At 65.1% G+C, this 23,584-nt stretch carries 22 protein-coding genes and 1 tRNA gene; 14 read left to right on the top strand and 9 right to left on the bottom strand.

The genetic code is table 11. The annotated features are described in order from the left end of the window. Positions 1-55 precede the first annotated feature (55 nt). The 3 genes from BMW28_RS01760 to BMW28_RS01750 form a co-directional block, all read right to left on the bottom strand. Positions 56-823 (bottom strand): sulfite exporter TauE/SafE family protein, encoded by a 768-nt coding sequence (locus tag BMW28_RS01760; RefSeq protein ID WP_091813124.1) that lies wholly within the window; start codon positions 821-823, stop codon positions 56-58. Between the two features lie 13 nt (positions 824-836). Then, the gene (locus tag BMW28_RS01755) at positions 837-1,430 is read right to left on the bottom strand and encodes a malonic semialdehyde reductase (RefSeq protein WP_200785696.1); all 594 of its coding nucleotides are present in this window, start codon (positions 1,428-1,430) and stop codon (positions 837-839) included. A 116-nt stretch (positions 1,431-1,546) separates the two neighbouring features. Beyond that, positions 1,547-2,221, bottom strand: coding sequence for a ParA family protein (locus BMW28_RS01750; protein ID WP_091813120.1), 675 nt, complete (start codon positions 2,219-2,221; stop codon positions 1,547-1,549). Between the two features lie 278 nt (positions 2,222-2,499). On the opposite strand from BMW28_RS01750, the gene BMW28_RS01740 reads away from it, so the two are divergent. The 5 genes from BMW28_RS01740 (at position 2,500) to BMW28_RS01720 (ending at position 6,635) form a co-directional block, all read left to right on the top strand. Continuing rightward, positions 2,500-2,937 carry a DUF1841 family protein gene (locus BMW28_RS01740; protein WP_200785735.1) on the top strand — a complete coding sequence of 146 codons (438 nt, stop codon included), beginning with the start codon at positions 2,500-2,502 and terminating at the stop codon, positions 2,935-2,937. 29 nt (positions 2,938-2,966) lie between these two features. Then, a complete protein-coding gene (locus BMW28_RS01735; protein ID WP_091813116.1) occupies positions 2,967-3,845 on the top strand; it encodes a PPK2 family polyphosphate kinase in 879 nt (292 codons plus the stop codon). Between the two features lie 106 nt (positions 3,846-3,951). After that, positions 3,952-4,800 (top strand): AAA family ATPase, encoded by an 849-nt coding sequence (locus BMW28_RS01730; protein WP_091815343.1) that lies wholly within the window; start codon positions 3,952-3,954, stop codon positions 4,798-4,800. 36 nt (positions 4,801-4,836) lie between these two features. Beyond that, on the top strand, positions 4,837-5,457 hold the full coding sequence (locus BMW28_RS01725; protein WP_091813114.1) for a GNAT family N-acetyltransferase: 621 nt from the start codon (positions 4,837-4,839) through the stop codon (positions 5,455-5,457). Continuing rightward, positions 5,451-6,635, top strand: a complete 1,185-nt coding sequence (locus BMW28_RS01720) for a vWA domain-containing protein (protein WP_091813112.1) — start codon at positions 5,451-5,453, stop codon at positions 6,633-6,635. The genes BMW28_RS01725 and BMW28_RS01720 overlap by 7 nt, the downstream gene beginning before the upstream one ends. Positions 6,636-6,704: 69 nt before the next feature. Here BMW28_RS01720 and BMW28_RS01715 read toward each other — a convergent pair whose 3' ends face one another. Continuing rightward, on the bottom strand, positions 6,705-7,535 hold the full coding sequence (locus BMW28_RS01715) for an outer envelope protein (protein WP_091813110.1): 831 nt from the start codon (positions 7,533-7,535) through the stop codon (positions 6,705-6,707). Between the two features lie 315 nt (positions 7,536-7,850). Between BMW28_RS01715 and BMW28_RS01710 the strand changes: the two genes are divergently transcribed. The 8 genes from BMW28_RS01710 to BMW28_RS01675 all read left to right on the top strand — a co-directional run bounded on the left by BMW28_RS01710 (position 7,851) and on the right by BMW28_RS01675 (position 19,959). Further along, positions 7,851-9,977 (top strand): autotransporter assembly complex protein TamA, encoded by a 2,127-nt coding sequence (locus BMW28_RS01710; RefSeq protein ID WP_143280530.1) that lies wholly within the window; start codon positions 7,851-7,853, stop codon positions 9,975-9,977. Beyond that, positions 9,977-14,707 carry a translocation/assembly module TamB domain-containing protein gene (locus tag BMW28_RS13095; RefSeq protein ID WP_091813106.1) on the top strand — a complete coding sequence of 1,577 codons (4,731 nt, stop codon included), beginning with the start codon at positions 9,977-9,979 and terminating at the stop codon, positions 14,705-14,707. Before BMW28_RS01710 ends, BMW28_RS13095 begins: the two co-directional genes overlap by 1 nt. Positions 14,708-14,814: 107 nt before the next feature. Beyond that, on the top strand, positions 14,815-15,354 hold the full coding sequence (locus BMW28_RS01700) for a MarR family winged helix-turn-helix transcriptional regulator (protein ID WP_091813104.1): 540 nt from the start codon (positions 14,815-14,817) through the stop codon (positions 15,352-15,354). Positions 15,355-15,517: 163 nt separating this feature from the next. Next, on the top strand, positions 15,518-16,825 hold the full coding sequence (guaD, locus tag BMW28_RS01695; protein ID WP_091813102.1) for a guanine deaminase: 1,308 nt from the start codon (positions 15,518-15,520) through the stop codon (positions 16,823-16,825). A gap of 39 nt (positions 16,826-16,864) precedes the next feature. Continuing rightward, the gene (locus BMW28_RS01690) at positions 16,865-18,115 is read left to right on the top strand and encodes an MFS transporter (protein WP_091813100.1); all 1,251 of its coding nucleotides are present in this window, start codon (positions 16,865-16,867) and stop codon (positions 18,113-18,115) included. Between the two features lie 18 nt (positions 18,116-18,133). Next, positions 18,134-19,222: an MFS transporter gene (locus BMW28_RS01685; RefSeq protein WP_091813098.1), complete on the top strand. Its 1,089-nt coding sequence runs from the start codon at positions 18,134-18,136 to the stop codon at positions 19,220-19,222. 80 nt (positions 19,223-19,302) lie between these two features. Beyond that, entirely contained in the window at positions 19,303-19,803 is a 501-nt protein-coding gene (locus BMW28_RS01680; RefSeq protein ID WP_091815340.1) for a queuosine precursor transporter, read from the top strand. An 81-nt stretch (positions 19,804-19,884) separates the two neighbouring features. Beyond that, positions 19,885-19,959 (top strand) — tRNA-Arg (locus tag BMW28_RS01675). Between the two features lie 151 nt (positions 19,960-20,110). Here BMW28_RS01675 and BMW28_RS01670 read toward each other — a convergent pair. Beyond that, positions 20,111-20,416: a hypothetical protein gene (locus BMW28_RS01670; protein ID WP_091813096.1), complete on the bottom strand. Its 306-nt coding sequence runs from the start codon at positions 20,414-20,416 to the stop codon at positions 20,111-20,113. Positions 20,417-20,610: 194 nt separating this feature from the next. Here BMW28_RS01670 and BMW28_RS01665 point away from each other — a divergent pair, with 194 nt between their 5' ends. After that, on the top strand, positions 20,611-20,964 hold the full coding sequence (locus BMW28_RS01665) for a four-helix bundle copper-binding protein (RefSeq protein ID WP_200785695.1): 354 nt from the start codon (positions 20,611-20,613) through the stop codon (positions 20,962-20,964). 98 nt (positions 20,965-21,062) lie between these two features. Here BMW28_RS01665 and BMW28_RS01660 read toward each other — a convergent pair whose 3' ends face one another. The 4 genes from BMW28_RS01660 to BMW28_RS01645 form a co-directional block, all read right to left on the bottom strand. After that, positions 21,063-21,323, bottom strand: a complete 261-nt coding sequence (locus tag BMW28_RS01660; protein WP_091813092.1) for a DUF2789 family protein — start codon at positions 21,321-21,323, stop codon at positions 21,063-21,065. 82 nt (positions 21,324-21,405) lie between these two features. Then, positions 21,406-21,669 (bottom strand): DUF2789 domain-containing protein, encoded by a 264-nt coding sequence (locus tag BMW28_RS01655; RefSeq protein ID WP_091813090.1) that lies wholly within the window; start codon positions 21,667-21,669, stop codon positions 21,406-21,408. Positions 21,670-21,822: 153 nt separating this feature from the next. Next, entirely contained in the window at positions 21,823-22,689 is an 867-nt protein-coding gene (locus tag BMW28_RS01650; protein ID WP_091813088.1) for a class I SAM-dependent methyltransferase, read from the bottom strand. Between the two features lie 118 nt (positions 22,690-22,807). Then, the gene (locus BMW28_RS01645; RefSeq protein ID WP_091813086.1) at positions 22,808-23,458 is read right to left on the bottom strand and encodes a DUF1415 domain-containing protein; all 651 of its coding nucleotides are present in this window, start codon (positions 23,456-23,458) and stop codon (positions 22,808-22,810) included. Between the last annotated feature and the right edge of the window lie 126 nt (positions 23,459-23,584).

The raw sequence follows: 23,584 nt of genomic DNA, 5'->3' as shown, positions 1-23,584 counted from the left end.
CTGCCGCCTGGCCTTCAAGCGCCTGATGCCGCATCCGGCAGGCCTCGGTCAGCACTTAGCCAAGCAGGTGCTTCGCCCCATCCCACACCAGCTTGCAGCCAGTCAGAAACATGCCGGTATAGACCAGCCGATAGAACCACAGCGGATTGATGCGGTGCGCGATGCGCACGCCGATGAACACGCCGATCGGCGCGAACGGCAGCAGCGCCAGTGAAGTGCCCAGGTTCTCCCAGTTGAGCAGGCCGAGGAAGCCGTAGGGCACCCACTTGCTCAGGTTGATGATGAAAAACATGTAGGCCATGGTGCCGGTGAACAGCAGCGGCGGCAGCTTGAGCGGAATCACATAGGCATTGAGCGGCGGCCCTCCGGCATGGGCCACGAAGCTGGTGAAGCCGGAAGTGGTGGTCAGCAGGCTACCGAGCCAGTGCGGCGGCGCCGGGCTGTCGGCACGCGGCGGAAACAGCAGGCGCTGCGCCAGGAACAGCAGCGTCAGGATGCCGACGATGCCCGCCACCACCGGCGCGCTCAGGTAGCCGAACAGCACGGTGCCAATCACCGTGCCCAGCAGCGCCCACGGAATCAGGCGCTTGAACAGCGGCCAGTCCACATGGCGGCGGAAGGCGTGGATGCCCATCAGGTCCATCACCAGCAGCAGCGGCATCAGGATGGCCGCTGCCTTGGGCACGCTCACGCTCATCGCCATCAGCGGCACGGCCAGCGAGCCGAAGCCCGCGCCGAAACCGCTCTTGCTGATGCCAAGCAGCAGCACGGCGGGAATGGCAAAGGCGTAGAAATGCCAGTCGGTGATCAGGGGAAGGGACATCGCACGCAGCCGCTTACAGGACCTGGCAAGCCTCGTCGAAAGCCAGGCGCGGGTTGCGCGGGAAGGTCTTGCTGGAGTCGATATGGCCCAGGTTCAGCAGGAAGTTGGCCTGGAAGCGTCCATCCGGGAAGAACTCGCGGTTCACACCGGCGGCATCGAAGCCGCTCATCGGACCGCAATCCAGCCCCAGCGCACGCGCTGCCAGCATGAAGTACGCGCCCGACAGCGTGCCGTTGCGCTGCGCCGTGGCTGCAGCCAGCGCCTCGTTGCCGGCAAACAGCTGCTGGCCGGACGGGTCGTGCCAGGTCTTGTCCATGTGCTCGTGAAAGCGCGTGTCGGTGGCCACGATCACGCACACGGGCGCATGCAGCGTCTTGGCCTTGTTGCCTTCCATCAGGTAGGGCAGCAGGCGCTCGCGCGCTTCGGGCGTGGTCAGGAAAACGAAACGTGCCGGCTGGCAGTTCATCGAGGTCGGGCCCATCTTGGCCAGGTCGTAAATCTGCTGCAGCAGTTCGGGCGCCACCGGCTCATCGGTAAAGCCGTTGGCGGTGCGGGCATCGAGAAACAGTTGCGCCAGGGCGGCGTCGTTCAGGCGGTTGGATGACATGGGATTCATGCAGAAAAAGCCAAAACGCGCAGTATGCGCATGGGCGCAACGCTTATGCGGATGGCAGGAGCTACATCCTTACAGGGGCGTAGGGGTATCCCGCCGCCCTGCTGCCCTCAGTACCAGGCGTTGGGGTCTGATGCGCCCTTGCCCTTGCCCATCTGCGGCCGTGCCGGCTCGTCCAGCCAGCGGGTGATCGGTTCCCACTGCTGCAGGTCGCGCTGCACACGGCCCGGCGTCACGTCGAACAGGGTCAGGCCCTGTGCGGCCAGATGCACATAATTCTGCGTGTCGCGCACGGCGCCCAGCAGCGGGAACGGCAGCTCCTTGCAGAAGTCCTGCAGGTGCTGGAAGGAATGCGTGTTGTCCTTCACGCGCATGGCCAGCAGGCCGATGTCGATGCGGGCCGCCTTCTTGTAGTCAGCCAGGGCATGCAGGAATTCGTGTGTGGCGTGCATGTCGAACACGCTGGCCTGCAACGGCACGATGGCCTTGGTGGCCAGCTTGAGCACTTCCTTCAGTGCCTTGCCTTCCAGGCCGGCCGGCGTATCGAGCACCACGTGGGTCACGCCCTTGGGCACCTTGAGCTTGTGATCGTCATCGATGTCCCAGGGATGGATGGGGTTGGCATTGGCCGGACGATGCTCGAGCCACCAGCGCGAAGTCTGCTGCTTGTCCACATCGCCCAGCATCACCTGGGCCCCCTTGGATGCAAAATACCCCGCCACATTGGTGGACACCGTGGACTTGCCGACTCCCCCCTTGGGATTGACAACAACGACAACTGGCATGAAATGACCTCCTCGTGAACACGGCACCCTTGCCTGCGTGCCGGCCATGGAAAACGGCAACCGGACGCACCGGGCGTCGCCCCTGCGGGGCATCAGCGCACTGTACCCCCTAAACGGCTTTGTCATCTACCGTAAAACGGTCGTTCGGGATCGCTTTTTGCTGTTTTTCGTGTCCCTGGACAGGAAACAGGCGCTGCAGCACGCCCCCAGCTCCCTGCACGCCTGACGCAGGCATGTAAGAATAGACGGAGAACCCATTGCGAGAGCCGTTTTCCATGTTGATGCAACCCAGCCAGACCGATGTGCGCCGCTACTTCTGCGCCACCTACGCCAAGTGGCGTGCCAGCCAGCCGCTGGATGCCATGGAGACGCTGATCGCCGGCTGGATGGACGAGCATCCCGAATACCACGCGGACTTTGCCGACGTCGATGCGGCCATTGCCAGCATGCACAAGCCCGACGTGGCCGGCAGCACCAACCCCTTCCTGCACCTGTCCATGCATCTCACCATCAGCGAGCAGTGCAGCATCGACCAGCCGCGCGGCATCCGTCAGGCGGTGGAACTGCTGGCGGCCCGCCGTGGCGATCTGCACGATGCGCATCACGCGGTGATGGATTGCCTGGGCCGCATGCTGTGGGAAAGCCAGCGCGCCGGCCGCCCGCCGGACGGGCAGTCCTACCTCGACTGCGTGCAGCGCAAGGCCACGCAGAACTGATTTCTCTCTGTCAGCACAAGGAAAAACACATGGCCAACAACAAGAAAAACGGCAATCTGCTCAAGGACTGGCAACCCGCGCCCGCCAAGGCCGGCAATGCCGATGAAGGCTACGGCGCCTACGCGCAGGCCAAGCCGGTCGACCTGAAGGATTACGATCCCGGCGCCAAGCCCTACTCCAGCGGCGACAAGGAGGCCGACAAGGCGCGCGTGGACCAGCTCGCCGGCGAGATCGACACGCTGCAGGACATCCTGCTGGCCAACCGCAAAAAGCGCCTGCTGGTGATCCTGCAGGGCACCGACGCCTCCGGCAAGGACGGCACGCTGCGCGGCGTGTTTGCGCGCACCAGCCCGCTGGGCGTGCACACCGTGGGCTGGAAGGCCCCCTGCGAGGAAGAGCTGGCGCACGACTACCTGTGGCGCATCCACCGCGCCATGCCGGCGGCCGGCGAGATCACCGTGTTCAACCGCAGCCACTATGAAGACGTGCTGGTACCCACGGTGAACGGCTGGATCAGCAAGGAGCAGACGCGCCAGCGCTACGCGCAGATCAACGATTTCGAGCGCATGCTTACCGAGAACGACACCATCCTCCTCAAGTTCATGCTGCACATCAGCAAGGACGAGCAGCGCGAGCGCCTGCAGGAACGCATCGACGAAGAAAGCAAGCACTGGAAATTCAGTCTGGGCGATCTGGATGTGCGCAAGCAGTGGAACGAATACCAGGCGGCTTATGCCGCCCTGCTCGGCGCCACCAGCACGCCATGGGCGCCCTGGATCGTGGTGCCCGCCGACAGCAAGACCCACCGCAACCTGATGATTGCCACCGTGGTGCGCGATACGCTGCAGAGCCTGAACCTGAGCTACCCGCCCGCCAAGAAGGAACTCAGGGGCATGAAGATCGAGTAAGGCGGCTGCCTGACGGCCCGCGCCGGACGCATTCCGCATCCGGCAGGCGGAGCCGGGTTTTCCTTTTCCATTTGTGTTCAACCCCGTGACCACCGGATCCTCCACCATGCAGAAATTCCAGGGTTCTTCCCACTACGTCGCCACCGACGACCTGAAACTCGCGGTCAACGCCGCCATCACGCTCAAGCGCCCGCTGCTGGTCAAGGGCGAGCCCGGCACCGGCAAGACCATGCTGGCCGAGGAAGTCGCCAGCGAGCTGAACATGCCGCTGCTGCAGTGGCACATCAAGTCCACCACCAAGGCGCAGCAGGGCCTGTACGAGTACGATGCCGTGAACCGCCTGCGCGACTCGCAGCTGGGCGATGACCGCGTCAAGGACATCCAGAACTACATCGTCAAGGGCGTGCTGTGGCAGGCCTTCACGGCCGACCAGCCGGTCGCCCTGCTGATCGACGAGATCGACAAGGCCGACATCGAATTCCCGAACGACCTGCTGCGCGAACTGGACCGCATGGAGTTCTACTGCTACGAAACGCGCGAGCTGATCAAGGCCAGGCACCGCCCGCTGGTGTTCATCACCTCCAACAACGAGAAGGAACTGCCGGACGCCTTCCTGCGCCGCTGCTTCTTCCACTACATCCAGTTTCCCGATACGCCGACGCTGGAAAAGATCGTGGAAGTGCACTTTCCCAACCTGCGCCAGGAACTACTGTCCGCGGCGATCGAGTCCTTCTCCACGCTGCGCAGCATTCCGGGCATCAAGAAAAAGCCCTCCACCTCCGAGTTGCTGGACTGGCTCAAGCTGCTGCTGGCCGAAGACGTGCCACCCGCTGCGCTCAAGGCCAGCGAAGGCGGCAAGATGCAGGTGCCGCCCATGCTGGGCGCGCTGCTGAAGAACGAGCAGGATCTGGCCCTGTTCGAGAAGCTGGTGGCGATGCAGAATCGCAACCGCTGAGCCGCTGCCACCGTTCCACCGCTCACAGCAAGCACCATGACCGACACCACGCCCTGGATCAGCCCTGTCACCTTGTGCCGGAACGGCCTGAGGCTGGAGCCGCTCGGCCCGCAGCATGCCGAGGGACTGGCCGCGGCCGCGCGCGATGGCGAACTGTGGAAGCTGCGCGTGACCGGCGTGCCCGATCCCGGTGACGAGGCCGCGTACATCGCCACGGCGACGCAGATGCAGGACGCCGGCTCGCGCCTGCCCTTCGCCGTGATCGACGAGGCCAGCGGCCGCGTGCTGGGCAGCACCAGCTACCACGACATCCTCCCCGCGGTGAAACGGCTGGAGATTGGCTACACCTGGTACGCCCGCAGTGCCCAGCGCAGCCATGTCAACACCACGGCCAAGCTGATGCTGCTGACGCATGCCTTCGAGACACTGCAGGCCGGCGTGGTGGGCTGGCGCACCGACAACTTCAACTTCGCCAGCCAGCGCGCCATCGAGCGCCTCGGCGCGAAAAAGGATGGCGTGATCCGCCACCACGCACTGCGCCGCGACGGCACCGTGCGCGATACCGTCATGTACAGCATGACGGCTGGCGAGTGGCCCGAGGCGAAAGCACAGCTGCTGTACCGCCTGGCCTTCTACAAGGAATCGACACCATGCTGATCCCCTTCTTCCAGGCGTTGCGCAACGCCAAGGTGCCGGTTTCGGTACGCGAATTCCTCACGCTGCTCGAAGCGCTGCAGGCCAATGTGGTCGGCCCGGAAAGCGACGCCTGCAGCATGGACGATTTCTACTTCCTGGCACGCACCTGCCTGGTGAAGGACGAGCGCCATTTCGACAAGTTCGACCAGGCATTCGGCCTGTACTTCAAGGGCATCGAGCATGTGGGCGAAATCCTGAAGGAAATTCCTGCCGACTGGCTGAAGCAGACTTTCGAGAAGCTGCTCACGCCCGAGGAAAAGGCCAGGATCGAGGCCATGGGCTGGGACGAGCTGATGGAGACGCTGAAGAAGCGTCTGGAAGAACAGAAGGAGCGCCACGCCGGCGGCAGCAAGTGGATCGGCACCGGCGGCACCTCGCCCTTCGGCCATGGCGGCTACAACCCGGCCGGCATCCGCATCGGGGGCGCCAGCCGCAACCGCAGCGCCGTCAAGGTGTGGGAAAAGCGCGCCTACCGCGACTACGACGACAGCCAGGAACTGGGCACGCGCAACATCAAGATGGCGCTGCGCAAGCTGCGCAAGTTCGCGCGCCAGGGCGCGCACGAGGAACTGGCGCTGGACGACACCATTCGCGCCACCGCAGCCAATGCCGGCTGGCTCGACATCCGCATGCAGCCCGAACGCCACAACACGGTGAAGGTGCTGTTGCTGATGGACGTGGGCGGCACCATGGATGACCACATCCAGCGCGTGGAAGAGCTGTTCAGCGCGGCCAAGACCGAGTTCAAGCACCTGGAGTTCTACTACTTCCACAACTGCGTCTACGACTACATGTGGAAGAACAACCACCGCCGCTACGCCGAGAAATTCCCGACCTGGGACATCATCCGCAAGTACAACAAGGACTACAAGCTGATATTCGTGGGCGACGCCACCATGAGCCCCTACGAGATCCTGCAGCCCGGCGGCAGCGTGGAATACAACAACGAGGAAGCCGGCGCGGTGTGGCTGCAGCGGCTGCTGCAGGCCTTCCCCAAGCACATCTGGATCAACCCCGAGCCGCAGGGCGTGTGGCAGTACCGCCAGAGCATCGACATCATCCAGCAGATCGTCGGGCACGGAAAGATGGTGCCGCTGACGCTGCAGGGGCTGGAAACGGGGATGAAGACGCTGCTGTAAGCGCGAAAAAGCACGTGTGACAAAGCCCTCGCGCGGAAGCGCTGTCTCTTGCGCGCGGAATCCCCCGCGTCAGAAGTGGTATTCGGCGCTCAGGTACGGCGTTCTGGCCACGGCGCCCGGTACGCTGGCCGGATTGCCAAACTTGGCGCGCCAGTAGTCGTAGCCGAAGCCGGCCTTCAGCTGCCCCTGGCGCAGGCCCAGTTTCGGACCCAGGTCATACATCAGGTTGGCGTTGATATGGGTCTCGGGCGAGGTGGGGCCGCCGAACTCGTTCTGCCCTTTCGCCGCAATGTACTGCCCGTAGCCGCCGAACTGCCAGTGGCTGTTGCCCAGCGGAATGCCCCAGGACAGGTCCAGCGCTGGGTGCGTCTTGTACCAGTAGCGCTCGGGCAGATTGGCGGCTGTGGGGCGGTTGCTTTCCCAGATCGCCAGCACGCTCACGTTCAGAAAGCCCTCCGGCACATCCATGACCAGCGTCGGACCGGCCACCAGGGTGCGTGTGCGCGAACCGTATTCGGGGCTGTTCTTGGTGTTCCAGTCAAAGCCCACCGTGGCCCCCACGCTTTTCACCGGGCCGAAGCTCAGGTCGCGCTGGCTGATCTTGCCGAAATCGAACAGGCGGCGGTACATCACGAACACCTCGGTCGCCTTGTTGTCGACCGCGTCGGACTTCATGACATCGGCGTTGAAGAAGTTGCCACCCCAGCTGTCGCCGTCCACATAGCGGGCCGTAACAATGTTCTTGGCGATGTTGCCACCATCGGCCACATAGGGCTCCTTGAAGCGCGTGCCATAGGTGTAGGCGAGCGAGAAATCGCGCCATTCGGCAGCGCTGGCGGCCAGCGTGGTCAGACTCAGTGCGGCGGCCAGCGCCGCACGCGTGGGGGTGAAGAGGGACATGGTGTGTTGAAGGAAAGATGACCGGGCTGATCCCCGGCAGATCGCGCCGGGCATTGTGCCAGCCGGCACGTCGCACTTGTCTGGCAGATCAGGGAAATGGCACTGCCGGCGCCGCCAGCGTATCGGCAAAGCGACAGGTCATGGAGGCCGGCAGCTCAGGCAGGCATCCTGGCCTGACAGATTCCTGTTTACATCTGGGCACCGGGCAGCGGCGCAGAATGCGCTACAGTGTGCGTTGCCCCGAGGCAGGGTCGCGTGTGCGTGCATTTCAGGCAGCGTGCCCTGTTGTCAGCCACCGCCCGTCTGCCCTGTCCCTTGCGATTTACGCCTTCGTCCTGCCGTTCCTTCTCCTGGCCCCTGCCCCTGCTGGCGGGAGTCGTGCTGGCCGGCGCTTGCACCGGCGCGCAGGCCCAGATGAATACGGCGAGCGAACTGGCTCCGCAGCCGGCATCCGGCGACACCAGCAGCTCTGCCCAGGCGAAACCGGCTGCCGATCTGGCGCAAACCGGCACGGCAACCGACGGCGATGGCTCCACGCCAGCCAGCGAAGATCCGGCCTTCTCCCCCATTTCCCAGGGCAAGTCCTTCGACATCCGCATCGAATCCCCCGATGACGAGGTGCGCAAGCTGCTGGATCGCCATCTGGAACTCAAGCGCTACCAGAAGGTATCCGACCTGGACGATGCCGAACTGCGTCAGCTGCTGACCAATTCCGAAACCAATATCCGCCAGCTGCTCGGCACGCAGGGCTATTTCACGCCCGAGATCAGGCAGGAACTGCAGGCCCATGTGGCCAGCAGCGCCGCCGCTGCGGGCGGCCCGCTGCCCGAGGTGGTGATCACCGTCGACCCCGGACCGCGCACCACCGTGAAACAGGTGGACCTGAACTTTGCCGGTGCCATCACCAACTATCCCCCTGCCCTGCCGCAGCTCGGCGAAATCTACAACGGCTGGGGCCTGCCGCAGGGCGACCCCTTCATGCAGAACGCCTGGAGCGACGCCAAGACGCTGGCGCTGCGCGGACTGCAGGCCGAGCGTTTCCCCACCGCCAAGCTGACCGACAGCCAGGCGGTGATCGACCCGGACACCAGCAGCGCCAGTCTGCGCATCAGCTACGACTCGGGCCCGGTCTACAAGTACGGCCCGGTGCAGATCAAGGGAGCCGAGCGCTACGATCCGGTCATCATCGAACGCCTCACGCGCGTGCCGCGCGGCGCCGACTACAAGCAGCGCGACATGGTCGATGCCCAGCAGCGCCTGCTCGACAGCGGCTACTACACGGGCGCCTTTGTCAGTGTCGATACCAGCCCCGAATCCAATCCCGAGGACGCCCCGGTGCTGGTGCAGGTGCAGGAAGCCAAGCTGCAGAAACTGGTATTCGGCGTGGGCTTCAGCACCGACCGCGGGCCGCGCGTCTCCATCGACCATACGCACAACAAGGAGCCGGTGTTCGGCTGGCGCGGCATCAACAAGCTGCAGGTGGACAAGGTGCGGCAGGCCTTCAGCACCGCCCTGCTGGCTCCGCCCGACGACAAGCTGTGGCGCTGGCTGGCCAACGCCTCGGTCACGCGCGAGAAGTACGGCGATGTGACCTACAACACGCAGCAGCTGCGTTTCGGCCGCACCAAGCTCGAGAAAAGCATTGACCGCACCTACTACCTGCAGTACGACCACGACAGCGTGCGCTTCAACGACGGCACCAGGGATGTTTCGCAGGCGCTGAGTGCCAACTATGTGTGGACCTACCGCCGCTTCAACAGCCAGACCTATCCGACCAGCGGCTACGGCATCGGGCTGGAGCTGGGAGGCGGTGTCACGCTGCAGCCGCAGCACACGCCTTTTGGCCGCGTTGCCGCGCGCTATCTGGGTTTCCTGTCGCTGGACGAAGGCCTGCGCGAAGGCGTGGGCAAGGCCCTGCCGCTGCCCAAGGACCTGAAGGCGGTGGCCACCGGCAATGCTGCGGGCCTGAGCGATCAGCCGCTGCTGCAGGCGCCCACTTCCTCCAGTGTGCTCAAGCGCCGCAACGGCGAACTGGTGGTACGGCTGGAAGGTGCCGGCCTGTATGCCAAGCAGGGCGCGGTGATTCCCTCCAACCTGCTGTTCCTTACCGGCGGTGACGCCACCGTGCGCGGCTATGGCTACCAGGATATCGGCGTGGAAGATGCCAACGGCTTCATCACGCCTGGCCGCTACATGGTGGCCGGCAGCCTGGAATACCGGCGCCCGCTATTCCTGCGCGGCAGGCCGTCCGACTGGGATACGGTGCTGTATGTGGATGCCGGTTCGGTCGCCAACCGGCCGCAGGATCTGCGCCCGCTGAAAGTCGGCGTGGGCGCCGGCGCACTGTGGCGCAGCCCTGTGGGGCCGGTGCAGATGTCGGTCGCCTATGGCATCCAGAGCAAGAAGGTGCGGCTGCACATGAACCTGGGATTCACGTTCTGATGGCACAGCCGCCCCGTTCCTCTCCTGATTCGAGCCCTGCCGTGCCGACTGATGCGGTGCAGGCCTCCGGTCTGCCCGAAGCAGCATCGGTCGATGCAGGAGCGTTTTCCGGTCCATCGGATGGTGCTGCCGGTGCTGCCGGTGCTGCCGGTGCTGCCGGTGCTGCCACGCAGGGTGCCGCTCCCCCCGCGTTGACGCGGCGCCAGCGACTGGGTCGTGCAGCCCGCCGCACTGCACGCTGGAGCGCCTGGTCCATCTTCGGGCTGATCCTGCTGATCGGACTGATTGGTGGCGGAATCTGGTACTGGTCGGCGCGCGACCAGTCGCTGGCGACGGTGCTGCGCATCATCCAGGGCTACATGCCCGCCACCATGACGCTGCAGGCCGAGGGCGTGAGCGGCACGGTGCGCCAGGGTGGCCATATCGACCGGCTGATCTGGACCAGCCAGGGCACGGACGAAGGCGGCTACACCGGCGGCGAACTGGTGGTGACACTCGACGATGTGGACGTGGCCTGGGAGCTGGCTGCGCTGTGGGATCGCGCCACGCGCTTCAGCAAGGTGGACGTGCGTACCGCCACACTGCAGGACACCCGCATCGCCAAGCCGCTGACGGCGCCCAAGGAGCCGCTGCAATCCTTCACCCTGCCCGTCAGCGTGGAACTGCCCTTCCGCATCGACACGCTGCGCATCGTGGGGCGTCCGCAAGCCGAGGACATCAAGTACCAGTCTCCCGAGGAGGCCGCTGCCAAGGCATCTGCCGCCAAGCGCGCGCAGGACCATCAGGAGCAGGCCAGCGAACGCAAGCGCCTGCAGGCACCTGCCGTTTCCGGCAGCGCAGCCACACCGGCAGAGCTGGTGGCGTCGGCGGCCGGACTCGCCGCCTCTGCGGCCCGCGGGGAGGCCCTGGCGACCAGCGACACCGAAATCTCCGGGCCGGCCGCCGCGCAGGACACCGTCATCACCCATCTGCGCGGACGCTACGACTACGACCGCGTAACGGCGCAGCACACGCTGCGTCTGGATTCCCTCACCGTGGCCAACGGCACCTACGAGGCCGATGCCAAAATCGACGGCAAAGCCCCCATGCGCGCTGACATCAGCGCCAAGGGTCTGCTGGAGTTGCCGGCCAGCGCCACCATGCCCGCGCAGCGCCTGCAAGCCAGCGCGCAAATCCGCGGTACGCTGGCGGGGCCAGATGCGCTGCTGGATGTGGACGCCACGGTGGTGCCGCTGCAGGTGACTCCGGTTGCGGGAGGGGCTGCTTCGGCGTCGGCGGGCACCCGCCTGCAGTTGCAGGCCGGCATTCATCCCTGGAAAACCCAGCCGCTGGCGCGTGCGCGTGCGCAATGGCAGCAACTCGATGTGCAGGCCTTCTGGCCCAGCGCGCCCCGCACACGGCTGCATGGTGCATTGGCGCTGGAACCGGTCGCCACCGGCAATACGCCGGCACTTCCGCCCGCGCAAGCTGCCAGCCGTTCGCAAGCCCGACAGGACGCAGCCAGTGTGCCGCGTACGGCAACCGCTGCCGCATCCTCCAGCGCCCCGGATCAGGCCCCCGGCATGCTCGGCTTCCTCGGCGACCAGCAGTGGAAAGCCTGGATCCAGGCCAGCAACGACGACAGCGGCGCCTGGGACAAGGGCCTGCTGCCCCTGAGCCAGCTGGATGCAGAACTGCATTACCAGCGCGGCGCGCTCGATATCCGGCGCCTGCTGCTGGCCCAGGGCCGCAACGGCGGCACGCTGCAGGGCCAGGGGCGTTACCTGCCCGAACAGGGCTGGACTGGCGACGTGACGGTCAACCACCTCAACCCCGGCCTGATCGACACCCGTTTCGCGGCAGCGCCCATCAGCGGCACGCTCAAGGCCACATCCGACCTCGGCGCCGGCCAGGCCGTGGCACAGGCGCCGATCGACTTCACCATCCTGCTGCGCTCGGATGGCGGCAGCAAGGGCAAGGCAGCGCGCGCTGCCAAGGGTCTGGCCGTCGACGTGATCGACGTGCAGGGACGCTGGCAGAACGAGACCCTGACGCTGCCCCGCCTGCTGGCGCGTTCGCACGATGCCGAACTCAAGGGCAGCGGCAGCTATGCCATCGCCACCCAGGCGGCTCAGGCCGATCTGCAGCTGGCCCTGCCCGGCACCAGCGGCAACGTCAAGGGCACGCTGAGCGAAACCAGCGGCCAGGGTCAGCTGCAACTGGCAGTGGGCAACCTGCAGCAGACCCTGAACTGGTTGCAGCAGTGGCCCGGCACCGAAGGGCTGCGCGGGCAGATTGCCAGCGGCAGCATCCGCCTGAACGGCAACTGGCGCGGCGGCTGGCAGAACAACGGGCGCAACCTGCATCTCAACGCCCTGCTCGACGCCCCGGCCATCACCCTCAACACGGCCGGCAAACCCGCCGAATCGGCCACCTATCTGCGTAATACACGCCTGAGCGTTAATGGCACGCTGGCCAATGCCGCACTCGACGGCCGCAGCGAGATGCAGCAGGGCACGCGCGACATGACGGTGGCGCTGCGCGGTAGCGGCGGCAAGCTGGCCAACGGCTGGCAGGCCAACCTGCAGGCCACGCAACTGCAGCTGCGCGACACCCTGCAGAACAAGGCCTGGCAGGCCGCCCTGGCCAACCCGGTGCAGATCCGCCTGCAGCAATCCGGCAGCACGCTGCAGGCCAGCACCAGCGCCTTCCGCATCGACCTGACCGGCTCGGTGCCGGGCAGCGCACAGATCCTGGCCGAACCGATCCGCTACGTGCAGAGCGGCGGCGGCTACACGCTGAGCAGCAAGGGCCGCCTGAGCGATGTTCCGCTGGAATGGGTGGACGCGCTGATGAGCAGTTCCATCAGCGGTTCCGGCCTGACCGGCGACCTGATGCTGGGCGGCAACTGGGATGTGCAACTGGGCAACGCCATGCGCATCAACGCCACGCTGGAGCGCAGCCAGGGCGACCTGATCGTGCAGGCCGACGGCATGGGAGGCCGCGGCCGCGTGCAGGCCGGCATCCGCACCGCGCGGCTGGATGTGACGGGCAGCGGCGGCGCCATCCAGACCAAATTCACCTGGGACAGCAGCAATGCGGGCACGGCCAATGCCGTGGTCAACACCCGTCTGGCGCGCGCCGGCGGTGGCTGGACCCTGCCCGACAGCGCCCCGCTCAGCGGCAGCCTGCAGGCCAACCTGCCACGCATGGGCCTGTGGAGCGTGTTTGCGCCGCCAGGCTGGCGCCTGCGCGGCACGCTGCAGGCCGACACCACACTGGGCGGCACCCTGCGTGCACCGCTGGTGCACGGCACACTCAATGCCGACGACCTCGGCGTGCGTTCGGTGGTGGACGGCATCGAGTTCAGCCGGGGCCGCCTGCGTACGCGCCTGAGTGGCCAGCGGCTGGATATCGACGAATTCTCGCTGCAAGGCCCGAGCGTGAACCGCCGTGCCGGCGGTTCGGCCAGCATTACGGGTCATGTGCAATGGGGTGGCGGCGGATCGCTGCTGCAGTCCATGCGCATGGATCTGACCGCGCAGCTGCGCGAACTGCAACTCTCCAGCATGCCGGAGCGGCAGATCGTGCTCTCCGGCAATATCAGCACCCAGCTGGCCAATCTGCGCCTGGTGATGCGCGGCGGCCTGAAGGTGGATCATGCCCTGATCGAACTGTCCACTGACACCGCCCCAAAGCTGGACAAGGACGTGGTGATCCTGCCGAGCCGCAGGCATCCCAAGGCGGTGCTGGCGCAGCCCGAGCAGGCGGCCCAGGCTGCTGCAGTGGCTGATGGCAGCGATATCGTGATCCGGCCGAGCCGTTCCGGCACCGGAACACCTGCCCCGACTTCTCCTGCCGCAACCGTGAGCAACTCTGGCACGCGTTCTTCGGGCACCCAGACCGCCAAGCCTGCAACTGGCAGCCGCACCGGTTCCGGCAAGACGCCCGCGACCAAACCGTCACTCACCCCCGAAGCCCGCGCCGTGCTGCAGGATCCGCGCGTCAAGGCCGGCACCGCACGCACCAACGCCAGCATCACGCCGGACATCAATATCGACATCGACCTGGGCGACGACCTGCGCGTACGCGGCCGCGGGCTGGACACGCGCCTGCGCGGCAAGCTCACCGTGGTGAACGGCCCCACGCTGCAATCCATGCCGCGCCTTACCGGTACCATCCGCACCGACCGCGGCACCTTCCGCGCCTACGGTCAGGATCTGCAGGTCGAGCGTGGCCGCATCACCTTCAACGGCGCGCTAGACAACCCGACGCTGGACATCATCGCCATCCGCCCCAACCTGGGCGACATGCGCGTGGGCGTGCATGTGCACGGCACGGCGCAACTGCCCTGGGTACAACTGTTCTCCGAACCTGCCATGCCGGATTCGGAAAAACTCTCCTGGCTGGTGCTGGGCCGTTCTTCCGCCGGCGCCGCAGATGCCGCGCTGCTGCAACAGGCGGCACTCGCCCTGCTCTCCGGCAGCGGCCGGGGCATCACCGGCGAACTGGCCGACGCGCTGGGGCTGGACGAGCTGTCCTTCAAGGGCGGTGAAAACGGCGTGGCCTCGGGCAGCGTCACCCTGGGCAAGCGCTTCTCGCGCAACTTCTATGTGGCCTACGAACGTGGTCTGGACGCCACCATGGGTACGCTGTATTTCTTCTACGACATCAGCCGCCGGCTCAAGCTGCGGGGCGAAACCGGCACCGAAAGCGCCATCGACCTGATCTACACCATCAGCTATGACTGAAGCCGATTTCCGTCAAGAGTTGGCAGTTTGCCCCCGCCCTTCAGGTTTCCAAAAAAGGCCATATCCACTATCATGGCCAAAATGATATAGCTTGATGTGAAGATATTATGACACCTCCCCCTGCCCCCCAACCCTTCGATTCGCTGGACCTCATTCTGAAGCACTGGGAGCGCGAACGCCCCGATCTGGACGCCCGCCCCATGGGCCCAATCGGCCGCATCAAGCGTTGCGCGGCCCTGCTGGAGCAGTATCTGGAGGCGGGTCTGGCCGAGTTCGACCTGAGCTACTGGGAGTTCGACATGCTGGCCACGCTGCGACGCAACGGCGCCCCCTATTGCCTGAGCCCGACCGCCCTTTTCTCCGCGCTCATGGTCACTTCCGGCACCATGACACACCGGCTCAAGCGCCTGGAGCAGCGTGGCCTGATCGCGCGCAAACCCAATGAACAGGACGCCCGCAGCATGCTGGTGCAGCTGACCGACACCGGTCTGAAGCTGATCGACCGCGCGGTCGACAGACATGTCGAGAACGAGCGCCGCATCCTCTCCGTGATGCCCGCGCACATGCTGGCCGAACTCAACGCACGCCTCTCTACGCTGCTGCTGGCGCTGGAAAACCCCGCAGACCGCAGCGCCCTGGCTGCCTGACACCAGGCACGCCCCATCCCCATCTCCTCCTGAAAAGACGCCACCGCCTGTGCGGTTTCAGCAACACGCGAAGATTTGCACATTTATCTTGACTTCAAGATAAAACCGGCGCATGATGAACGCACTGAGAGTTTGCGTTCAACCCCACACCAGGAGATCAGAGATGAGTACCAAGACTGCCATTCGCGGAGCCATGCTGACGTTCAAGAAGGACCCGTTCTTTCACGACATGTCCGAATGCATGGTGTATGAATCCGACGCCATCGTCGTCATGGAAGACGGCAAGATCGTTCAGGCCGGCGCCGCCAGCCAGATCCTGCCCACACTGGGTGATGTCCCCGTCAAGGCCTACACCGACAGCATCATCGTGCCCGGCTTCATCGACAGCCACGTGCACTACCCCCAGACCGAGATGATTGCCGCCTACGGCGAGCAGCTGATCGACTGGCTCAACAACTACACCTTCATCGCCGAGCAGGGCTTTGCCAGCAAGGACCACGCCGCCGAAGTGGCCGAGGTGTTCATCAAGGAGCAGTTCCGCAACGGCGTGACCTCCTCCACCGTGTACTGCACCATCTTCCCGCAGTCCGTCGATGCCCTGTTCGAGGAAGCCGCCAAGCACAACATGCGCGTGATGGCCGGCAAGGTCTGCATGGACCGCAATGCCCCGCCGGAGCTGCTCGACACCGCCCAGCGCGCCTATGACGAATCCAAGGCCCTGATCCAGAAGTGGCACAAGAACGGCCGCGCCGAATACGTGATCACCCCGCGCTTCATCCCCACCTCCACGCCCGAGCAGATGGAAGCCGTCGGCGCGCTGGCCATGGAATTCCCCGACACCCTGATCCAGTCGCACGTCTCCGAGAACGTGAACGAAGTGGCCTGGGTGAAGGAACTGTGCCCCGAAGCCCAGGACTACACCGACGCCTACGCCAAGTACGGCCTGCTGCGTGACCGCGCCATCTACGGCCACGGCATCCACCTGACCGAGCGTGAACTGAACGTGTTCAGCGAAACCGGCGCTGCCATCGCGCACTGCCCCACGTCCAACTTCTTCCTCGGTTCCGGCTGCCTGAACGTGAAGAAGCTCAAGAACGCCGATCGTCCGGTCCGCATCGGCCTGGCCACCGACCTGGGTGCCGGCACCAGCTTCTCCATCCTGCAGACCATGAACGAGGCCTACAAGGCCGCGCAGATGAACAACGCGCCCTACAGCTCGCTGCACGCCTTCTACCTGGCCAGCCGCGGCACCGCCGAGGCACTGCGCCTGTCCGACAAGATCGGTTCCATCGAACCCGGCATGGAAGCCGACCTGGCCGTGATCAACCTGAAATCGACCCCGATCATCGACTACCGCATGCGCTACGCCAAGAGCCTGGAAGAAGTGCTGTTCATCCAGATGACCCTGGCCGATGACCGTGCCATCGCCGCCACCTACGTGGCCGGCAAAGAGGTCTACGCCGCGCAATGAGCGCGCAGGCCCGCCTGAACAATAACAAGGAGTAAAACCATGAGTACCACCACAATGCCCGCGGCCCAGCCCCAGTTCGCACTGGGCGGCGCACGCGCCTGGATTGTCTGGACGATCGCCGTGACCTTCGTGGTCTGGCTGTTCAACGTCCAGACCGGCTATGCCATCGTGAACGGCAGCGTCCAGAAATCCCTGAACCTGTCGATCGACCAGATCGGCCTGATCGCGGCGACCTACACCTGGTCGTTCGCCATTGCCCAGATGTTCTCCGGCGCCCTGCTGGACAAGCTGGGCAGCCGCAAGGTACTGCTGCCTGCCATCACCCTGGTGGCCATCGGCGTGTTCCTGTTCGCCTTTGCACAGAGCTTCGAGATGCTGCTGCTGTCGCAGGTGATCCTCGCGATCGGCTCCAGCGCGGGATTCGTGGGCGCCGGCTACGTGGGCGGTACCTGGTTCGGCATGGCCAAGTTCGGCTTCATGTTCGGTCTGGTGCAGCTGGTTGCAGCCCTGTCCTCGGCCTTTGGTCAGGCTGGCTTCGACTTCGCCCTGGCCAACTGGGACTGGCGCACCATCATCACGGGCTTCGGCATCTTCGGCGCGCTGCTGCTGCTGGTTGCCATCCTGTTCGTCCGTAACCCGACCGAGATCCACTCCGAGAAGCAGAGCATCGGCCAGTTCGTCAGCTCCGTGTTCGCCTCCATCGCCGAAGTGCTGAAGAAGCCCCAGATCTGGTTCATCAGCATCCAGGGTGCCCTGGTGTTCGGCCTGATCCTGGCGCTGGGCGTGGTGTGGGGTCCGAAACTGCTGCTCGCCCACGGTCTGGACGCACGTTCCGCCAACTACGCAACCGCCTGCCTGTGGCTGGGCTTGGCCGTCGGCAGCCCGATGGTGGACAAGCTCTCCAACGCCATGAAGTCCCGCAAGCTGCCCATCCTGGGTACCACGCTGGTGCAACTGGTGGCGCTGCTGGCAGTGGTCTACCTGCCCGTAACGAGCGTGATGGCCATGGTGCTGTACTTCATCTTCGGTCTATGCAACGCCGGCCACATGCTGAACTTCACGGCCGCAGCCGACAACGTTCCGCCCCGCCTGATCGGTACCTCTGCCTCCATCGTGAACGGTTCCATGTTCGTGTTCGGCGGCATCCTGATGGGCCTGCCCGGCAAGCTGCTGGCCGGTACCCAGGAAGCCCTGGCCGACTACCAGCACGCCATGCTGGTTCCGATTGCCGCCCTGGTGCTGGCCCTGCTGGTCGCCCTGCTGATCAAGGAGCGCTATCCCAAGCGCTAAGATTCCTCCACCCGTTTCTTGAAAAACCCTGAGGAAAGCGGCGCCACCTACACGTTCTTTTTCGCCCTGTTCCAGATCTTCTCCGGCTCGGTACTCGACCGGCTCGGCATCCGTACCGTCCTGCCCGTGGCCTGCGCCCTGCTGACCCTGGGCATTTTCAGTTTCGCGTTCTCCACCACTGTCGGCGGCTTTGTCGCCGCACAGATCCTGGTGGCACTGGGCGCTTCCTTCGGTTTCATCGGCGCGGCCTTCACCGGCAAGCTGTGGTTCTCCAAGGAGAAATACGGCACCATGTTCGCCTGGGTGCAGTTCGTCGCCTCCCTCTCTGCCTTCCTCACGCAGCTGGTCTTCATCCGCATGCTGGAAAGCCTGCCCTGGGACTGGGTCATAAACGGCTACGGCATGATGGGCCTGTGCGTGGTGCTGGCCATGGTGATGGGTCTGAACAACCCGCCGGGCTTCCAGGCCGAGCGTTTCAGCCTGGCCACCACCCGCCACCTGCTGCAGGGCTGCCTGCAGGATCTGTGGGCGACGCTGCAGAAGCGCGAAGTGCGCCTGTCCATGGCGGTCGGCGCCGTGTCCTTCGGCGTGATGCTGTGCCTCAGCATCGTCTGGGGCGGGCACCTGCTGCGCTCCTACGGCATGGACGAAAAACAGGCTAACGTGGCGATCGCGCTGAGCTGGCTCGGTCTGGCACTGGGCGCCCCCTTCTTCAGCTGGCTGGGCCGCTGGATGCAGGATGACGTGCGTGCACTGGGCTATGGTCTTGCCGGTCAGGTTCTGCTGCTGGTGATTCTGGTGACGATGCCTGTCCAGACGCTCTCGGTGGCCGGCCCCCTGCTGCTGCTCTTCGGATTCTTTGCCGGCACCTCCATGCTGCCTTTCGCCATCGCAGCCAGTGCCGTGGATGTGCGCTACATTGGCACCTCCGCGGCCCTGGTGAACGGCAGCCAGTTTCTTGCCGGTGCCTTCTTTGTCTTCATTCCCGGATACCTGATGCGCCATGCCGACTCGCTGGCAGTCAGCCAGACCCTGTACGTGCTGCCCCTGGCGGCGCTGCTGGCGGCTGTCCTCTACCTGTACTGGCGCTGGAACAGAACAACGTGATCACTCTCGACTCCGCTACCTCCTCCGCACCCGCCTTCGTGGCGCCCACCCTGCGCCGCTTCGTGATCGCGGCGCTCTACATGGCATCCGTGGTGCTGGCCTCCAACATCCTGGTGCAATACCCCATCAACGACTGGCTGACCTGGGGTGCCATCACCTATCCGTTCGCCTTCCTGGTCACCGAACTGATGAACCGCGCCCATGGCCCGCATGCGGCCCGCCGCGTGGTCTGGGTCGGCTTTGCCGTGGCCGTGGCCGCCTCGCTGGTGCTGGCCCCGGTGCGCATCGCCGTGGCATCCGGCACCGCCTTTCTGCTGTCACAGTGGCTGGACGTGGGCGTATTCCACCGCCTGCGCCACGGCCGCTGGTGGCGCGCGCCACTGGTCGCCACCCTGCTCGCCGCGCTGCTGGACACCTTCCTGTTCTGGAGCATCGCCTTCTACGGCGTGGCCGAGCCCTGGGTCACCTGGGCGCTGGGCGATCTGGGCGTGAAGCTGGTACTTGGCGTGGGCCTGCTGCTGCCCTTCCGCCTGCTGATGGCACGCGTGATGGTCAAGGGGCCGGCGCAAGCGTCGCACTGAGCCGGCAAACTGCGTGACACGGCCGGAGTTGGCTGCCGTCTGCCAGAGGGTGCGTCCGGCTTTACAATACCGCAGCACCATCTCTCCGTAGTTCAATGGATAGAACGGGGCCCTCCTAAGGCTCAAATGCAGGTTCGATTCCTGCCGGGGAGGCCAGCAGCCCGACTGTCTGGCCGAATGGCTGCCATCCTGAACCCGAGGCCCCCACAGGCAACGGTGTGCCGCCATCAAGGCAGACCCCATCGTCGCAATGCCATGAACTTGCCGGAAGCTGCAGCGCAGTTCCGGCATTTTTCGTTGGCAGCGCCTACTCCGTATACCCCACGCCGGCCACATTGCCCACCGGCTCGGCAGCCTCGTCCTCGTAGTCCTGCCCCGTGTGCACGGCAAACGCCACGGCACCGGCGCGCAGGGCATCGGCAAACACGGGGTAACTGCCTTCCGACTCGGCGTGCATGATCATCTCGTTGCCGTCGCGCTCGACGATGACCCACTCCCACTGGCCGTCCATGTCCGGATCGGGCTGCACCGTCAGGTACAGCGGATGATGATCCCAGTTGCGCTCGGGGCGGAGGATGTCGTTCTCGGTGGCGATCGGATGGGCAAGCGTCATGACAGGCTCCTGAGATGGGATGTGAAACACGGACAGGACCATCATGCCTCGGCATCCCGTCCCTGCCCGATCAGGATAACCCCGAATTCCGCCCCTGAAGCCGGCCTGCCATGGCAAGCGGCGACGTCCTACAGCCACGCCATGCGCACAGGGCTACGGTGAAAGGACTCCTCCACCGGAACAAGGAGATTCTCATGAATCAAGCCACCCACGCCCTTTCTCCCGCCATGCAGGCCTGCATCGATGCCTGCAATGCCTGTGCCCAGGCCTGCGATTTCTGCGCCGCTTCCTGTCTGCAGGAGGCCGACGTCACCCCCATGGCCGCCTGCATCCGCAGCGACATGGACTGCGCCCAGATCTGCCGCCTGTGCGCCGCGTTCACTGCGCGTGGCAGTCAGCATGCCGTCGCACTGTGTGAGCTGTGTGCCGAGATCTGCGATGCCTGCGGCGCCGAATGCGCACGCCATGACATGGCGCATTGCCAAGCCTGTGCCAAGGCCTGCCGCGCTTGTGCCGAAGCCTGCCGTGCCATGGCAACAGCCCACTGAAGGCAGCATGACCCCCGCCTGGCGCCCGGCTCAGGCGGAAAAGCCTGCACACGAAAAAGCGGACCCGAAGGTCCGCTTTCTGCTGCCGTCCACCGCCATCAGATGCGGCACGCGTCGGTATCTTCGGGCGAACCGCGCAACAGCGCGTTGAGCTCATCCACCACCGGAGCCCAGGCCGCATCGCAGGCAATCTCCTCGCGCAGGAAGCGCGACTGGTGCTCGCTCCAGAAGGCCGCCTTGTGCAAAGGCAATCCGTCAGGCAGCTTGTTCTGGGCGCAGAAGCACTCGATGGCGGCTGCACTGCTCTCCAGTCCCAGTTGATCGAACAGGGCGCGCAGGTCAAAACTGTCGGTATACATGGTGCTCTCCTTGTCATTACCGGCCGGGTCAATCAGAACCGGTCCACACAGTCACTGTAAGCAGGAACTCCGGCGCCGCGTGTCAGACAGATGCGCATGGATCTGCCGGCATGCAGCAACGCAGGCGCTCCGACAGTTCGTCCACCACGGTGGTCCAGGCGGCATCGCGGGCGATCTCCTCGCACAGGAAGCGCGCCTGGCTCTCGTTCCAGAACGCTGCCTGGTGGATGCGCACACCATCCGGCAGCGGGTTGTGCTGGCGAATGAAGGCGTCGATGGAGGCCTGGTCGTTGTCCAGGCCCAGCTGCTTGAACAGGGCGGGCATGTCGTAGCCGGATGTGTACATAAGCGCTCCTCCACGCAAAGACCGCGCCACGCTGGCGCATGCGCTTGATGCTAGGCGGGAAGGGCCAAATACACCAAGCGCCGGCACGAATTCCGGCACTGGGTCTGGGGCTACTGCCGTTTCGACGATGCGCGAATCGCGGTGGTGCGTCGCTCAGGCCATCTCGGGTGCAGGCGCGCTGCCGGCCACCAGCGGATAGCGCGCCGCCAGCAACTCCTGCAGGCCGAACTGCTGCACGATCTCGTGCATGCGATGCGCCGCGCTGCGCTTCTTCTGGCCCGTGTATTCGGCCAGGATCAGCTCGTTCTTCAGGCTGTGCTCCCAGCCCACCAGCTCCGTCACAGTCACGCTGTAGCCCTGCGACTCCAGGTACAGGCAGCGCAGCACGTTGGTGAGCTGACTGCCCATCTCGCGCGTGTGCAGCGGGTGGCGCCACAGCTCGGCCAGCGGCGTGCGCGACAGGTTCAGCGCCTTGTGCTTGCGCAGGAATCCCGCCGTCTCCGCCTGACAGCACGGCACCAGCACCATGTGGCGTGCCTGCTTCTGCAGTCCGAAGGCAATCGCATCATCGGTGGCCGTGTCGCAGGCATGCAGCGCCGTCACCACATCGATCTGCGCCGGCAGCTCATCGCTCTGCGCGGACTCCTGCACCGTCAGCGGCAGAAAGCGCATGCGCTCGAAACCCAGCCGCTGCGCCAGCTCGCGCGACTTCTCGACCAGTTCCTGCCGCGTCTCGATGCCGTAGATGGTGCCGGCCTCGCGCTGGCGGAAGAACAGGTCGTAGATGATGAAGCCGAGATAGGACTTGCCCGCCCCATGGTCGGCCAGCGTGATGTTCGCGTGGCCCGCGCTTTCCAGCTGCAGCAGGATCTTCTCGATGAAACCGAACAGGTGGTACACCTGCTTGAGCTTGCGGCGCGAATCCTGGTTCAGGCCACCCTCGCGCGTGAGGATGTGCAACTCCTGCAGCAGCTCGACCGACTGGCCGGGGCGCAGCGCTTCCTGCACCTGACGTGCCATGACATCGGCCTTGGCCGTGCGGCCACCAACCTGGCCCGGCTGGCGTTCGGAGCGACGGGCTGGCGCCGTCCCCGGCCCGCGAGCGGCAACGGCTCCGCCACGCTCTCCACGCGCGGCCTTAGCCATGGTGGTCTTCACCTTCGTGCTTGTCCTGCGCATCGTCTGCCGGTGCCTGACCATGCACCGGGCACTGCTTCACCCACTCGTCCGCACTCACGCGCGTGACGATGCCCAGCTTGTTCCAGCCTTCCACACCCAGATGCTCCAACAATTCGATGTTGCGATCGGGAATGTCATCCACTTCGGGATAGGTCTCCACCGCGCGGTCGATGCTCTCCTCGCGCAGCAAATGCAGGATGGGATACGGCGCCCAATTGGTGGCGTTGCTGATCTCTTCCGGCTCGGTGCCATCAAACTGGAAGCGCGGGTGGAAATAGGCAATCTGCAGTTCGCCTTCCAATCCCAGGTCGGCCAGGATGTCATCCGCCGCACCGGCGAAATCGTTGAAATACAGGAAGTCGTCGAACATCGCCGGAAAGATCATCAGCGTGGTTTCACGCTCTTCCATCGGCGTTTCCATCAGCGCGATCAGCTCATCGTGCACGGCCTGCAACGCCTCGTCCTCGGTCTGCGCACCGCACACGGCATAGTGCACCTGCTCCTTGACGTAAGTGGCCTTGGCAAAGGGGCACAGATTGAGGCCGATCACGGCCTGCTCCAGCCAGTGGCGGACATCTGCGACGACGGTGGCGGCGAGTTCGGTAGTCATGCGCGCATTGTGCCACGCAGGGGACTGCTGCGGTACCACGTGCGGCGGCAGATCCAGTCACTAATGATCGCTGCGCAACCCTGTCAATCTCGATGCCGCGCCGGATGACCACTGTGCACCCCTGTC

Source organism: Allobrachymonas denitrificans DSM 15123, assembly GCF_900110225.1.
GTDB lineage: Bacteria > Pseudomonadota > Gammaproteobacteria > Burkholderiales > Burkholderiaceae_C > Brachymonas > Brachymonas denitrificans.
The sequence above is the reverse complement of the archived record's forward strand: the minus strand, read 5'-3'. Positions and strand labels throughout refer to the sequence as shown.